The 14,301-nt window shown below is 26.3% G+C and carries 18 protein-coding genes; all 18 read left to right on the top strand.

Features of this window, described 5'->3' with window-relative positions:
• The first annotated feature begins 2 nt into the window (after positions 1-2).
• Positions 3-989: an electron transfer flavoprotein subunit alpha/FixB family protein gene (locus ABNK64_RS07400; protein ID WP_349763983.1), complete on the top strand. Its 987-nt coding sequence runs from the start codon at positions 3-5 to the stop codon at positions 987-989.
• 304 nt (positions 990-1,293) lie between these two features.
• Entirely contained in the window at positions 1,294-1,752 is a 459-nt protein-coding gene (locus tag ABNK64_RS07395; RefSeq protein ID WP_349763982.1) for a DUF2147 domain-containing protein, read from the top strand.
• 143 nt (positions 1,753-1,895) lie between these two features.
• Positions 1,896-2,168 carry an Imm17 family immunity protein gene (locus ABNK64_RS07390; protein ID WP_349763981.1) on the top strand — a complete coding sequence of 91 codons (273 nt, stop codon included), beginning with the start codon at positions 1,896-1,898 and terminating at the stop codon, positions 2,166-2,168.
• A gap of 128 nt (positions 2,169-2,296) precedes the next feature.
• Complete coding sequence (locus tag ABNK64_RS07385) at positions 2,297-2,482, top strand: hypothetical protein (protein WP_300343445.1); 186 nt, start codon at positions 2,297-2,299, stop codon at positions 2,480-2,482.
• Between the two features lie 32 nt (positions 2,483-2,514).
• Positions 2,515-3,816, top strand: a complete 1,302-nt coding sequence (creD, locus tag ABNK64_RS07380; RefSeq protein WP_349763980.1) for a cell envelope integrity protein CreD — start codon at positions 2,515-2,517, stop codon at positions 3,814-3,816.
• Between the two features lies 1 nt (position 3,817).
• The gene (locus tag ABNK64_RS07375) at positions 3,818-4,600 is read left to right on the top strand and encodes a nitroreductase family protein (RefSeq protein WP_349763979.1); all 783 of its coding nucleotides are present in this window, start codon (positions 3,818-3,820) and stop codon (positions 4,598-4,600) included.
• A 28-nt stretch (positions 4,601-4,628) separates the two neighbouring features.
• Positions 4,629-5,210 carry a DUF4274 domain-containing protein gene (locus tag ABNK64_RS07370; protein WP_349763978.1) on the top strand — a complete coding sequence of 194 codons (582 nt, stop codon included), beginning with the start codon at positions 4,629-4,631 and terminating at the stop codon, positions 5,208-5,210.
• Positions 5,207-5,332, top strand: coding sequence for a DUF5713 family protein (locus ABNK64_RS07365; protein WP_349764004.1), 126 nt, complete (start codon positions 5,207-5,209; stop codon positions 5,330-5,332). The genes ABNK64_RS07370 and ABNK64_RS07365 overlap by 4 nt, the downstream gene beginning before the upstream one ends.
• Positions 5,333-5,484: 152 nt before the next feature.
• Complete coding sequence (locus ABNK64_RS07360) at positions 5,485-7,554, top strand: DUF6630 family protein (RefSeq protein ID WP_349763977.1); 2,070 nt, start codon at positions 5,485-5,487, stop codon at positions 7,552-7,554.
• A 2-nt stretch (positions 7,555-7,556) separates the two neighbouring features.
• On the top strand, positions 7,557-8,321 hold the full coding sequence (locus ABNK64_RS07355; protein ID WP_349763976.1) for a DUF4253 domain-containing protein: 765 nt from the start codon (positions 7,557-7,559) through the stop codon (positions 8,319-8,321).
• Between the two features lie 10 nt (positions 8,322-8,331).
• The gene (locus tag ABNK64_RS07350; RefSeq protein ID WP_349763975.1) at positions 8,332-9,189 is read left to right on the top strand and encodes a YwqG family protein; all 858 of its coding nucleotides are present in this window, start codon (positions 8,332-8,334) and stop codon (positions 9,187-9,189) included.
• A 15-nt stretch (positions 9,190-9,204) separates the two neighbouring features.
• Complete coding sequence (locus ABNK64_RS07345) at positions 9,205-9,771, top strand: hypothetical protein (RefSeq protein WP_349763974.1); 567 nt, start codon at positions 9,205-9,207, stop codon at positions 9,769-9,771.
• 238 nt (positions 9,772-10,009) lie between these two features.
• Positions 10,010-10,534: a hypothetical protein gene (locus ABNK64_RS07340; protein WP_349763973.1), complete on the top strand. Its 525-nt coding sequence runs from the start codon at positions 10,010-10,012 to the stop codon at positions 10,532-10,534.
• Between the two features lie 9 nt (positions 10,535-10,543).
• A complete protein-coding gene (locus tag ABNK64_RS07335; RefSeq protein WP_349763972.1) occupies positions 10,544-11,068 on the top strand; it encodes a DUF2262 domain-containing protein in 525 nt (174 codons plus the stop codon).
• A gap of 12 nt (positions 11,069-11,080) precedes the next feature.
• A complete protein-coding gene (locus ABNK64_RS07330; RefSeq protein WP_349763971.1) occupies positions 11,081-11,623 on the top strand; it encodes a CbrC family protein in 543 nt (180 codons plus the stop codon).
• An 11-nt stretch (positions 11,624-11,634) separates the two neighbouring features.
• Positions 11,635-12,072, top strand: coding sequence for a toxin-antitoxin system YwqK family antitoxin (locus ABNK64_RS07325; protein ID WP_349763970.1), 438 nt, complete (start codon positions 11,635-11,637; stop codon positions 12,070-12,072).
• Between the two features lie 98 nt (positions 12,073-12,170).
• Entirely contained in the window at positions 12,171-13,253 is a 1,083-nt protein-coding gene (locus ABNK64_RS07320) for an ankyrin repeat domain-containing protein (protein WP_349763969.1), read from the top strand.
• Positions 13,254-13,479: 226 nt separating this feature from the next.
• Complete coding sequence (locus ABNK64_RS07315; RefSeq protein WP_349763968.1) at positions 13,480-13,935, top strand: DIP1984 family protein; 456 nt, start codon at positions 13,480-13,482, stop codon at positions 13,933-13,935.
• Positions 13,936-14,301: the final 366 nt, after the last annotated feature.

The following is a 14,301-nucleotide window of genomic DNA, read 5'->3' as shown; positions in this document are numbered from 1 at the left end:
GAATGAAACTTACTGATACAAAAAATATAATGGTATATGTTGAGACAGCAGATAAAGCTCCTGTAAATTGTGCTTTAGAGGCTCTTGGAAAGGCGAGTGAAATTGCTAGTTCAAGAGGAGAAGAGGTCATTGCTGTTTTGATAGGAAAAGATTTAGAAAGAGCTACAGACCTTAGCATTCAAGCTGGAGCAGATAAAGTTATTATTGTAGATAGGGATTGTAATCAAGTAGAGGCATATAGAAGTATTTTACTTGAAGTGATAAAAAAATATAAGCCATCAGTTGTTATGGCAGGGGCAACTCCACTAGGAAAGGATTTAACTCCTGTTTTAGCTATGAGATTTGAAAGTGGTTGTGCTGTTGATGTAATAGATATAAAAATAACTGATGATAAATTTGTAATGACTTGTCCTGTATATGGAGGAACAGTATTAAATGATATTGTTATTAAAGAATCTCCAATTGTAATGACAATTCGTTCAGGAGCTTTTTCCAAGGTAATTGATAGTAGTAGAAAAGGTGAGATTATAAAAGAAGATATTTCAGTTCCTGAGTCTACTCTATTGACAAAGGTTTTAGAAGCAGTAAAAGAGATAGGAGAGCAAGTTAATCTTGAAGAAGCAGAAGTAATAGTTTCTGGTGGACGTGGAATGGGATCAAAAGAAAATTTTGAACTTGTAAAAAAACTAGCTGATGTTTGTGGTGGGGTTGTAGGAGCAACTAGACCAGCTATAGAAGATGAATGGGTTCCTCGTTCTCATCAAGTAGGTCAATCTGGAAAAATTGTTTCCCCTAAATTATACATTGCTTGTGGTATTTCAGGGGCTACTCAACATTTATCAGGAATGGTTGGATCTGAATATATAGTTGCAATAAATAAAGATGAAGATGCACCTATATTTGATGTAGCTGATGTAGGTATTGTAGGAGATGCTATTAAAGTTGTGCCATTACTTATAGAAGAGATAAAAAAAATAAAAGCTATGTAAAATATTTCATTATAAATTATTTAAATTCCATTCAGAGAGGGATTATAGATTTTCTATGATTCCTCTTTTAACTTATAGAAAAATATATTGTCTTTTATCTTAAAATCTTTCAAAAATCTTTTATTTTCTTAAATGGGATATGAATTGGAAAAAAATTGTATATTAGATATTAAAATGGTATAATTATTGCATAGAACTTAATGATGAGGAGGCAAAAAATAGTTATAAAAGGTAATGTATTAAATGTAGATATAAATTGAGAAGATAAAATATTGAGGAAAACTCTTTATTTTTAGGAGGGAAAATGAAAAAAGTATTATTAATGTTTATGTTAAGTTCAACTCTTATATTGGCAGGAGCAGAAAAAGTAATAGGTAAATGGATTACAGAGAAGGCTGAAAATGGAAATCAAATAATTGTTGAAATTTATGAAACACAGGATAAAAAATATAATGGGAAAATAGTTGAATTAACTATGCCAGTGTATACTGATGGAGAGTTTGTTGGAAAGGAAAAAATGGACTTAAAAAATCCAGATGAAAAATTAAAAAATCGTACTTTAAGAGGGATAGATTTTGTAAGTGGTTTTGACTATTCTGAAAATGAAGATAAATTTGAAAATGGGAAAATATATAATCCAATAAATGGAAAAACATATAATAGCTATATGAAACTTCAAGAAGATGGAAAATTACTTGTAAAAGGGTCTATAGATAAGAAAGGAATTATAGGGAAAAAACAGTACTGGACAAGATATGAATAATTAGAATAGTTTTAACTGTTGAAAAGGCTTCTATTAGTAGGAGGTGATGCTTATGATACTAGGTGTTTTTTGAGAGATCAAGAAACACTTTTGTCATGAGCATTTTTTATTTAATTTTTATAACCATAAAAAGAGGGAAGAATATGATTAATCCAATCAGTGATTTATATGTAAAATTTATGGAAAATATAGAGCCTTATTTAAAGAAATATCCTTATCTTTTGGGAATAATTATAGGAGGATTATTTTTCTTTGGAGGAATTTTTAATTGGAAATGGATTTGTGATCCTACAGGCTCAAAAAGATTTATGTTAACTGTATATGAAATTTTTGGAGAAAGAGGTTTTAGATTTTTTACAGGACTATTTGGGGCAATAATAATTATTATTTGTATATTTGAATGGATAAAAAAATAATTTATATGGGTTGTTTTTTAGTCTAGTTTTTTATATAGGAGGTAGTTATGAATTTAGAATATAAATGCCCAGATTGTAAGATTGTTACAGTTTTTCATCAACAAACTTAATAAAAGAGAGTGATAAAAATGAAAGATTTTGATATAGTAGCTTTTGTATATTGTATAATAGTTGTTTTTATGATAGTGGGTTCTGGAATTTTTATTATAAAACAATTAAGATACAATTTTAAATATACACTATTTATATTTATCTGTGTTGTAATAGGTTTAGGCTTAATTTGTCTTTATAATTATTTAAAATATTTTAAATAGAAATTTTAATGAAAAATACAAAGGAGAATTTTATGATTAATTTAAAAGATAATAACTCTCTTGTAAAGAAAATAGGATTTCTTTTTCTACTTGCAATTTTATTACAAATACCAATGTTTTTTATAAATAGAATAATAGATGAAAGAGATTATTCATATAGAAATATGATAGAGGAAATAGGTAATGAATGGGGTAGAAAACAAACTATTTCAGGAGCATTTTTAATAATTCCTTATAGTGATAAGATAGTAGATTATGATGATTCTGGAAAGAAAATAGAAAGAACAGTGGCTAAAGATTGGATTCTTTTACCAGAAAAATTAAATGTAAAAATCAATTTAAAAGATGAGATAAGAGAAAGAGGAGTATATAAAACAACAGTTTATAATGGAGATATTATATTAGAGGGAGAATTTCCAAAATTAGAAGATATTTTACCAGATAATTTATACCCGTATAATATAGGAGTTGGAATAGGAATAACAGATACTAAATCTCTAATGAAGATTGAGGAGATAAAAGTAGAGGGAAAAGATATAAGAGTAGAGTCTGGAACAGGTATTAAACAATATCCATTGAATACAGGAATATCTGGAACTATAAGAGAAAATTTATTACAAAAAGATAAGATACATTTTTCTGTTAAACTTAGTTTAAGGGGAAATGGTGGTATTGAAATTTTACCTCTTGGAAGAGAAAATCACTTTGAAGTAAAATCAACTTGGAAATCTCCTAGCTTTTATGGATTTTTACCAAGTACAAAATTAATTGATGAAAATGGATTTAGAGCAGAATGGGACGTATCTTCTTTTGTAAGAAATTATAAGCAAGATTTTGCTGATGGATTTTATTCTGATATATCAGAAGGGAAAATTGGTGTAGATTTATATGAGGGAATAACTCATTATAGACAAGTTATGAGAGCTGTAAAATATAGTATGCTCTTTATAATGTTAAGTCTTTTTGTAGTATATATTTTTGAAGTAACTAGTAAGAGATTTACTCACTATGTTCAATATGGTGTAGTTGGATTTTCATTGACACTATTTTATTTAGTTCTACTTTCAATGTCTGAATATTTTAGTTTTAATTTAGCTTATATCATAGCAACTTTAATGGTTGTAATTCCAAATTCATTATACATAAAAGCAGTAACAAAAAATAAAAATTATGGTTTGGGAATGTTTGTATTTTTATCTGGAATATATGCAGTACTATATTCCATCTTAAAAATGGAGCAATATGCTTTAATGACAGGAACACTTTTACTTATGGCAGTTCTTTATGTGATGATGTATATTACAAGAAACATTGAAAATTTTAAGGAGGATTAAATTGATTAAGGTTGATTATAATAAATGTATCAAATGTAAAATGTGTATTAAGGATTGTTTTCCAGAAAATATTATATTTGAAGATCAAAAAATAAAAATAAAGGGAGAATGTATGATGTGTGGGCATTGTGTGGCTGTGTGTCCAACAAATGCAATAATTTTTGAAGGATATGAGAAGACAAAAGATTTAAAAGAATTAAATTTAAAGATAGAACCAAATACTTTTTTAAATTTTGTAAAATCAAGAAGAAGCATTAGACATTTTAAAGATAAAAAAATAGATAAAGATATTGTTGAAAAATTATTAGAAGTTGGAAAATATAGTCCAACAGGTGCTAATATACAAGATGTAAAATATTATGTTATTCAAGATAGTTTAGAAGAGTTTAAACCACTTGTATGGGAGGGAATAAATAATTTTGTCAATTCAGATGAAAAAAGCCTATTTTTAAAAAAATATAAAAATAGATTTAAAGAAATGTACAATAATTATAAAACAGATGATAAACTTTTCTTTAAAGCTCCAATGGTTTTAGTTATTACAAGTTCAAATAAAATTAATGGAATATTAGCAGGAGATAAAATTGAACTGATGGCTAATATGATGGGATTAGGTGTACTTTTTAGTGGATTCATAGAAATGGGAATTATGCACAATGAAGAACTTATTAAGAAGTTTAACTTAAATAAAAATTCTATCTGTGCTTGTATGTTATTAGGATATCCAAATATAAATTATCAACGTACTGTTCCTAGAAAAGAAATTAATATAGAATGGTTATAAATTTTAGAAAAAGTATAGGAGGGATTTTATGTTAAAAGTGGAAGATATTTTAAGAGGAGATTTTGATTGGGAAAATTTAGAAATTGATGATGATGAGTTTGATGAAATTGAAACAGAATTAATTATTGATTATTTAAAGAAAAATTCTCCAAAAGAGAGACAACTTTTAGCAATAGATTGGAACTTTGATAATTCAAAAGAAGTTATTAAATGGATAGCAGAACAAGAAGATACAGACAGGGGAACTGCACTATTTTTATATTGGTATATGAATCCTCAAGATTTTAAAAAATATAAAGATAGAGAAGAGTGGGAAGAAAATGATAGTTGGGCTTTGGAAGATTTTGATATTGTAGAAACTCTTGAGAAAAATTATATTTCAGGATTTTATAAAAATCAAAAATATGCTTTTAATCCTAAAAATGATGTATATTCTGGCTATGATTGGACAAAGGAAGTAGATGAAAGTGATATGAAAGCTGAGATACCTAAAGAGATGTATATAGCTTTAGATGGAGAAGTTTTAGAAAGTCCAAATTGGGGAGAGGGAATACCTGATGAAATTATTCCTATATTAGATAAACTTTATGAAGCATTAGATGAAGAATAGGAGGAATTTATGAAAAAATTAATGACTTACAAGAAGAATTTGATGAAAATGATAGTGAAATAGAAACAGTAGCAAGAGATAGTATAGGAGTAACTGTTGAAAATATTCTTAATTATTTTTGAATAGATATTGATATAGAAGAAGCTATAAGAGAAAGAGATTGGTAAAAAATAAATAAAACTTAAAGAGAGGTGATGCCTATAACAAGGATTATTTTTTGATAAATTCAAGAAATATTTTTGTTATGGGCATTTTTTATATAAAGGAAGGCTATATGGAAAGATATAATTTATCAGCAGAACAAATAGTTAAGTTACTATATAGAAAAGAGATTAATAGAGTGGATAATCTAGACAATAATTCTTTCTTTGATAACACAATGTTAAAAAAAGTTTTCAGTAATAACAAAACTGGTTATAAAATAAGCTGGGAACAGATAAATAAAACAGAAATTAAATTAAAAGTTAATTTACCTAGAGTTTTGAGAAGATATTACCACGAATGTGGAGATTTTGATATAAATCATTGTTTTAGTGATATGTTAAATTTAGAAGATATTGATTTTTCTCATAATTTATTAAGAGAGATATTAGAAGATGATGAGTATTCTGAAAATGAAATAGAAAATATTTTAAAAGAAACAGATAATTTTTTAATATTTTGGACTGAAAATCAAGGTGTATGGAATGCTGGAATAAAAAAAGAGGATTTATCCTTAGAAAATCCCCCTGTATATATGACAAATAATGACGATTTATATTCTTGGGAAAAGGTAACAGATAATATTGATACCTTTATTTTATTACAAGTTTTAGATAATTTACAAGATAGTAAATTTTACTTTTTAACTTTTGAAAATGAAGAGTTAGATTTTCTTTTATCTGATAAAAAAATATCAAAAGATGAACTATTTAAAAATCCATTTGGAATAAAAGATAAGAATATAAAATTTCCTACTTATTCTGAATATGACTATAATAGTGATAAAGTCTATATTTTTAAATTAAATAATGATAGATTGGAAAAATGTTGGGCTATAAAACCAAGAGTAAAAAGAGATAGAACTTCTTATGCAGATAAAATTTTATTAAAAATAGCTGAAATTCTCTCTTCTAATGATAGAAAGATTATAAAAAAATTAGAGTTGATTTTAGAAGATTTTCATAACTATTTAAAAAATAATGAAAATTTTTACTATATTTCTAATGATATAAATTCTATTTCACAAAAAGAAATGATTAATTTAAAAGTTGTGGCTATGGTTTTGCTTTTAAGTGAAAATGGATATATCTGTTATTTAGATTGGAGATGTGAATTAGAAGATTTTGAAATGGTTGTTGATGTAATAAAAAAAATTGGTATAGATGAAAATATTTGTAATCTTGATAAGTTAAATTTAAATGAAGATGATGATATAGAGGTTTGGAGTAAAGAGTTTAACAAAATTTTAAGTGAAAAAGATATTTTTATTGGAAATATCAATACTAATTCTGATAGTTATTCTATTTTCCCTATATCTAAAGAAAATTTAGAAAAATTAAGAGAATTAGGAAAGAAAATAAATACAGAGATAGATATTTTAAATTATTCAGAGGGGGAAACAGTTATGGATAAAAATTGGTTAGAAATGTATGAAAGAAATAGAGAAAAATTTAGATGTAAGATAGATTTAGAAAGTTATTTTAATGAAAAGAAAATAGGAGAAATAGAAGTTGATACTTTAGATATTGGAAAGGTAAATTTTCCTACTGGGGAGATTTTAGCTTGTGATCCTTTAGTAGAGCTTGAAGATGCAAAAACATATATTCAAAAAGTTCCTGTTGGAAAATATCCTGTAAAAATAGCAGTAGTTCCAAGTAAAGAGTATGGAGATAGATATGCTTGTGTAAAAGTAGAATTTAATAAAAATAAACCAATAGTTTATGAATTAGCTGTAACAGGAAATGAAGAAGAAATGGATGAAGCTAAGGAAGATGAATTTTATGGTTTTGGTGTAGATGCTGGAATGGGTTGTGTTGTGGATAAAAAAACACAAGAGGAGTATATAAAATATTGGGAAAAACTTAAAGAGGAGGAAGAGGTAGACAATCCTTATGATGATATTTTTGAAGAATTGTTAGAAGAAAGTTTTAAAAAGTTTCCTAAATATCAAAGAGATTGTGGAGATTGGGCTAACTTTATAATTCCTAATACTGACTTAAATATTCCTGTTTTTGCATCAGGTTGGGGAGATGGATATTATCCAAGTTATTTTGGATATGATGAAAAAGGAGAACTTTGTGGCTTCTATATCCATTTTATAGATATTGAAAAAGAATATTCTGATGAAGAAGAGGAGGAATAATTATGTTAGATATGAGTGATTTAGTAAAAGAGTTTATAGAATATTTTGATTGTGAATATGAGTATTTTCCTAATAATACTTATGAGGAAATTATGGAAAAATTTGAGAAATATGTAGAAGAGGGAAAAGAAAAAGGATATTTTCCTATGATTGTAACTGTTGATGAAACTCTTTTGGAATGTCTTACTATGAATGTATCAGAAGATGATGAGTTTAATATAGAAGATGCAAGAGAATATAGAAAAAAATATATTTCATCTGTCTATTCAAAGGGTGGAAAAAATATAATAAATGATTTAATAAATATAAGAAAAGAGGAAGCTCAAGATGATGATATAGATTGGGAAAAGGAAATAATAGGGGAATTTGAAGAAGATGAAAATAATAGTTTAAATTTTCCAATAGGATTTTTAAATTATAGAACAGATAAGCCAGAAGAACTATTTATAGTAAAAGTTCCTGTAAAAAATCCTTGGGAGATATTTGCTTGGTTACCAATGGGAAATTGGAATGAGTGTCCTACTACATCAGAACATATGGCAGTATCAAAATATTGGTTTGAAAAATTTGGTGCTGTACCAATTAGTATGACACATGATGTGGTGGAATACAGAGTTGAAAAAGTTATAACTGATAAAGATATTGCTATGGAAACAGCTATTGAAATGTATGGATATTGTTCAGATATAGACCAAAATTTTGATTCTATTGGAAAATATGCTGGTAGTTTAGTTAATTCTAGTGTTTGGTATTTTTGGTGGGATTAGAGGTGGTAATATGCTAGATAAAAAAGAGTTAGAATCTTTAAAAAGAAATGCAATTTTAATAAATTATTTTGAAGATGAAATCAAAGAAAAATTACCAAAAGGAAGTTCAAAGATTGGGGGTAAACCTGATTTGCCAAAAAATTTTCAATGGTATTATTACAATGGAGAAGATTATAAAAAAAGAGTTGTAAATAGACCACTTTCATTTTTAATGCAAATTAATTGTGAAGAAGTTCACAAATATGATAAAGAAAGTCTTTTACCAGAAAAGGGAATACTATATTTTTTCTATGAGTTGATGACTATGACTTGGGGATTTTCTCCTAATGATAGAGGAAGTGCAAGAGTTTTTTATTATGATAGAGATATAGAAGATTTGGTGTCTACTGATTTTCCAGAGGATATGGAAAAAGATTGTATAATTCCTGAAGTTAAAATAGATTTTGAAAGTATGAATGATTATCCTATTGACTTTTTAGATTACTATGATGATGAGGATAGTGATGAGGAGATAAGCAGAAAAGAGAAAGAGTTTGAAAAAGATTTAGAGGAGTTGGGATATAAAACTGATACAACAAAACTTTTAGGACACCCAGAACTTATTCAAGGAGAGTATTTTGAAGAGTGTGAGGGAGTTGCTAGGAAAAATCTTTATTATGGCTCTGCTCCTATAAAATATGGAGATTTAAAAGATGAGATAAGGGAAAATGCTGAGAATTGGATACTACTTATGCAAATGAGTGAGATTGAGTTTGAAGATTATGGACTATATTTTGGAGATTGTGGAAAGATATATTTTAATATTAGAAAAGAAGATTTAAAAAATAGAAATTTTGATAATATATGGCTAATTCTTCAATGTTACTAAAAAAAGGAGATAATTATGATATATAAATTTACAGAAGTATTGAATGATTTAGTTAATTATTTTTTTCTTAGTGATATTTTATTATTAGAAAAATGGAAAGAAGAGAATAATCTTTCTAATAATTTAGGAACAGAATTTATTTCAAATGAAAGTGGGGATAGAATTTTTTATGAAAATATTGCTATTCCTATGATGGATATTGAAAATTATCCTTATATAGTTTTATTTAATCTTTCTAATGATATACCAGAATTATGTAAACAAGAAAATAAATTACAATTTAGAAAAAATGGTTATTATCTTAAAGTAGATAATAATATACTTATGCTTTTTACATGGAGAATATTAGAGAAATTTACTTATGATAACATAGAAAATCTAATTACTTACTATAAACAATATAACAAACCTCTTATTGAACTTCCAAATGGCTGGTATCATATTGAAATTTTAGGTGGAGAAATTTTAGAAAATGGTTATTATGAACCAACATTTGAATTTGTAATTCAAGCAGTAGAGGAAACAAACATAGTAAAAGAAGATATAAATTTGAACTTTAAAATAATAAGTTCTACTTATTAAATAAAAGATAAAGGACTAAGTAGAGAATCTATAATTAATGAAAGTGATGAGGTAGTTATAGCTACAGCCTTTGCACAAATAAAAATAACAGGTAAGATAGATAAAGAGTTAAAAGAAAAAGCTTTATTATCTTTAAAAAGAATGGAATTGATAGCTAAAATCTGTGGCTATGGAGAATCTGGAATTAATAAACAACTTTATAGTGATTTAGAGAGTTTTAAAAGTTAAGGAGATTACTATGGAATATATAAAAGATTTTCTAAAAAATGAAGATAGAGAAAATTTTGATAACTTGTGGGAAAGTTGTAAAAAACTTGTTTGGATAGATTGGAGAGAAGAAGATGACAGTATAATTAATTATGTGGAGAAAGTTATTCAAACTGGAAAACTTATTGGGAAAAATGAAAATGCTGATAATAAAATGGGATTTAATATAATTATAGAATGGAAAGGAAAAGAGTATAAAATATCTTATCCCAACGAAGAGGGTTCTGATAGAGATACGACTATAAAGACTTTAAATAAGGTAATACAGCCAGAGTACGAAATAAAATTATTTATGGAAAGTTTAGGAAACGATACTTTAGCTTTTGTCCCTCTTGCTAAAGAGAAGTGGGAAGAATTAGAAAAAGATTTTGGAGAGGAAAAAGTAAATTATTATTTTTCTAATATAGATGATGATAGCAAGATGTTTGATTTAGATATGGACGAACTTTTTGAAATCTTAGATAAGAGAAAAGAAATAAAAAATTTCTTTGATTAGAGGTGGAATATGGAAAAATTAAGAGTAGATGATTTTGAAATAGAGAAAAATGATTGGGGATATTATTTTACTTCTTGTATTAATTTTTTAGAACAGGAATCAGAAGTGCTTTTAATCTATGATACAGAAGAGGAAGGTTCTGAAATTGAATTAAAAAATATTTTAAATAAGTCTTTAGAAAAAATAAATAATATTCTTGAAAAAGCTGAAAAAAATAAACCACAACTTATGGAACTTTTAAAAGAAGGAGATTATATAAATCTTGCAACCGATTGGGTAGAAGGAGCAGAAGAAGTTGAAGGGGAAGAAAATTGTTATCTAATAGACGATACTAAAGTTTATATTCCAATAACTGAAGAAGATTTTGAAAAGAGTATGAATTTTGGAGAGATTGCAACAGATATTTATTCAGATGGAGAAATAGAAGATATATCAATATATATTACTTTTGAGCCTGATTATTTTGCAGGGCATTGTATAGAATGTTATATTGACGAAAATGGAAACTTTTTTGTTAATGGATTAGCTGGATAAGGAGGAAATTTTATGAAAAAAGAATTACCATTTTTTAAATATCACCCAGAACCTTTAAAAACAGGAATTTTTAAAACAGGCGAAACTGTAATATGTGATTGTTGTGGAAAAGAAACTGATGTTTATTATACTGGACCTTTTTATTCAGTTGAAGATGTTGAACATTTATGTCCAGAATGTATAGCTAATGGAGAAGCAAGTAAAAAATTTGAAGGAGATTTTCAAGATGATTGCTCAATAGGAGAGGTTAGTGATGAGAAAAAAATAGATGAATTAATACATAGAACTCCTGGTTATTGTGGTTGGCAACAAGAATATTGGGTAGCTCATTGTGATGATTTTTGTGCCTTTATTGGTTATGTAGGAGCTAAAGAATTAGAAGAAATGGGGATTTTAGAAGAAGTAATTAAAAATGGAAATCCTCAATGGAAATATGATTGGGACGAGAAAGAGATAGAATTAATAAAAACTATGGTTAATGGTGAAAGTATGCAAGGATATTTATTCAGATGTTTACATTGTGGGAAATATTTTTTGTATTATGATGTTGATTAGAGGTAAAATTTATGAAAAAGTTAATACTACTAATATTTTTTAGCTTTATAATCTATTCTTTTGGTTATCAGATAGAAGAAAATTTTACAGGGCAGATAGTAAAAAAATATGAAAATGGGCAAGTACACTCAATAGAAAATTTTAAAAATGGAAAACTTAATGGAGAGTTTAAAGAGTTTTTTGAGAATGGAAATTTATCTCAAATTGGAAGTTTTAAAAATGGAGATATGAAAAATATAAAAGTCTTTTATGAAAATGGAAATTTAAAATTTGAGCAAAATTTAAAAGAGAGAAAAGGAAAATACAGAGGATATTATCCAAATGGACAACTTGAAGAAGAGGGAGAAGTTTTTCAAGGGGAAGAAATAGGACTTTGGAAATATTATAGTGAAGATGGGAATTTATTAAAAACAGAATATAAAAAACAAAAATTAAAAAATAATGGTTAAAAAGTTTTTAAATTAATTTTTTTATCTTTTAAAGGATTTTGATAGGAAATATAGAATAATCTTGTATAGAGGAGAATAAAAAACTTTGGAGGGATCTTATGTATAAGATTGGTTATCTTGGAACTTTTGAAAAAGTACCTCAAGTAGTAGAATATATTATAAATAGCGATATTAAAAAATTGGAAGAGGAGTATAAAAAAGGTTGGGATATAAATAAAAAAATTACTTTAAGTGAATTTACAACAGAGACCCCTTTGGAGATAGCTGTACAATGTGTAAAAGAAGAAGTTATAATATGGCTTTTAGAAAAAGGAGTAAAAGTAAAAGCTGAAATAGATGATTGGGTAACTCCTATTTCAAGTGTAGGACGTTTTTTATCTCCAGAGATGTGTGAATTATTAATAAAACACGGAGCATTAGAAAATTTAACTAAAAGGCAATATGAAAGAATTTTTGCTGATATTTACTATGGAAAAAAATTTGAAAATATAGATATTTTTGAAAAATATGGAGTAACAGTTAAAAAATATGGAAATAATTGTTTAAGAGAAGCTATCTATGATAAAAATAAAGAGTTAGCTCAAATGTTTTTAGACTATGGAGCTGATATAAATTATCACGAGTATGAAATGGTTTTTACTGATAATTCAACTCCTGTAATGGTAGCAGTTCAAAAAAATTCTCTAAAATTAGTAAAGTGGTTAGTAGAAAAGGGAGCTGATATTACAATTAAAAACAGATTTGGAGAAAGACCATATACAATAGCAGTCTTAAATAAAAACCAAGAGATGATAGAGTATATTAAAAGCTTAGAGCCAGTAGATTTCCATAATGAAGAAGCTAGAAAAAGTATAATAAAAAAATATAAATTACCAAAAGATATGGTAGAGTTCTTTGATAAGGGAGATTTAAAGATAGAGTTCTCTGAAAATATTGATAGCAAATATATTGAGTTTTTTAAATTGGAAGATGCAGTTGAAATGATTTGGAAAAGGAAAAAATATCTTTCTCTGGTAAAAGATTTGGAAAATTATTGGCTACATCTTTTATGGTATTCTAAAGAAAAAACATTGTATATTTTTGACGGAGAACACGAAGAAATTTATAAAATAGGAGATTGGAGTTATTTTATAAATAATTGTGAGGAAATTGTTGAAAAGTTTTTAACTGAAGAACTTTAAAAGAGGCTGATATTATGCTAGAAATATTTAATAAGAGAAAAATCTTTAGAATTTTATTTAAAGAAAAATTTTGAAAAAATTGAAATCTAAATAATAAAAATTATGCTTAGCAATAGGAATTTAAATATTTATATTATTTTACATTTTTTCTAGCAATTATCACAATTATAGACTATACTATTAATATAATATAATTTAGTTAATTTTTATATTGGAGGGGAACCAAATGAAACTAGCAGAAGCGTTAAATATTAGAGCAGATTTAAGACAAAGAATTTCACAATTAAAATCAAGACTTTTAAAAAATTCTAAGGTTCAAGAGGGAGAAGTTCCGTCTGAAAATCCTGAAGATTTATTAGCTGAATTAAATGGTAATTTAATAGAATTAGAAACTCTTATCAAAAAAATTAATAAAACAAATAGTTGTTCTTTCTATAATGGAAAAACTATTACTGATTTAATTGCTGAGAGAGATGTTTTATCCTTAAATCTGTCTATCAAAAGAGAATTTTTAGCAGATGCAAGTGAAAAAATAGATAGATATTCAAATACAGAAGTAAAAATTTTAAGTACAGTTGATATTCGTGAAAAACAAAAAGAAATAGATAAGCTTTCAAAAATTTTGAGAGAAACTGACATGAAAATTCAAGAATTAAACTGGACAACTGAATTACAAGATTAAAAAAATTGGTCAATTTATCAGGGTGAATGTTATCTCTAGTTAGTGGAGAATGGAACTAACAAATAAAAGAGCTTCAACGGAGTGAGAATTATTTTATTGATATACTCAGTATTGTTACAAGAGTACAATTCATTGTGTAAAGTTTATTACCAGACATTAACTGATAAATGGGTGGGATAGGGGAATTTATTTAAAAAATGCATATTTATTATAAAATACTATCATTTTTTGATAGTATTTTCTTTAAAAAGAGGTTTTACACTCAAAATAAAAGAATTAGATAGTTATATTTGTTTGATGTATAATAAAAATGAAGAAGTTGTCGTTTAAAAAGTTACTGTTTTAAATAAAAAAATCCATTGTAAA

Source organism: Fusobacterium sp. SYSU M8D902 (assembly GCF_040199715.1).
GTDB lineage: Bacteria > Fusobacteriota > Fusobacteriia > Fusobacteriales > Fusobacteriaceae > Fusobacterium_A.
The sequence above is the reverse complement of the archived record's forward strand: the minus strand, read 5'-3'. Positions and strand labels throughout refer to the sequence as shown.

Coding starts and splice junctions, on each gene's coding strand:
- ABNK64_RS07400 (WP_349763983.1), top strand. CDS start 3: ATGAAACTTACTGATACAAAAAATATAATGGTATATGTTGAGACAGCA.
- ABNK64_RS07395 (WP_349763982.1), top strand. CDS start 1,294: ATGAAAAAAGTATTATTAATGTTTATGTTAAGTTCAACTCTTATATTG.
- ABNK64_RS07390 (WP_349763981.1), top strand. CDS start 1,896: ATGATTAATCCAATCAGTGATTTATATGTAAAATTTATGGAAAATATA.
- ABNK64_RS07385 (WP_300343445.1), top strand. CDS start 2,297: ATGAAAGATTTTGATATAGTAGCTTTTGTATATTGTATAATAGTTGTT.
- creD (WP_349763980.1), top strand. CDS start 2,515: ATGATTAATTTAAAAGATAATAACTCTCTTGTAAAGAAAATAGGATTT.
- ABNK64_RS07370 (WP_349763978.1), top strand. CDS start 4,629: ATGTTAAAAGTGGAAGATATTTTAAGAGGAGATTTTGATTGGGAAAAT.
- ABNK64_RS07360 (WP_349763977.1), top strand. CDS start 5,485: ATGGAAAGATATAATTTATCAGCAGAACAAATAGTTAAGTTACTATAT.
- ABNK64_RS07355 (WP_349763976.1), top strand. CDS start 7,557: ATGTTAGATATGAGTGATTTAGTAAAAGAGTTTATAGAATATTTTGAT.
- ABNK64_RS07350 (WP_349763975.1), top strand. CDS start 8,332: ATGCTAGATAAAAAAGAGTTAGAATCTTTAAAAAGAAATGCAATTTTA.
- ABNK64_RS07345 (WP_349763974.1), top strand. CDS start 9,205: ATGATATATAAATTTACAGAAGTATTGAATGATTTAGTTAATTATTTT.
- ABNK64_RS07340 (WP_349763973.1), top strand. CDS start 10,010: ATGGAATATATAAAAGATTTTCTAAAAAATGAAGATAGAGAAAATTTT.
- ABNK64_RS07335 (WP_349763972.1), top strand. CDS start 10,544: ATGGAAAAATTAAGAGTAGATGATTTTGAAATAGAGAAAAATGATTGG.
- ABNK64_RS07330 (WP_349763971.1), top strand. CDS start 11,081: ATGAAAAAAGAATTACCATTTTTTAAATATCACCCAGAACCTTTAAAA.
- ABNK64_RS07325 (WP_349763970.1), top strand. CDS start 11,635: ATGAAAAAGTTAATACTACTAATATTTTTTAGCTTTATAATCTATTCT.
- ABNK64_RS07320 (WP_349763969.1), top strand. CDS start 12,171: ATGTATAAGATTGGTTATCTTGGAACTTTTGAAAAAGTACCTCAAGTA.
- ABNK64_RS07315 (WP_349763968.1), top strand. CDS start 13,480: ATGAAACTAGCAGAAGCGTTAAATATTAGAGCAGATTTAAGACAAAGA.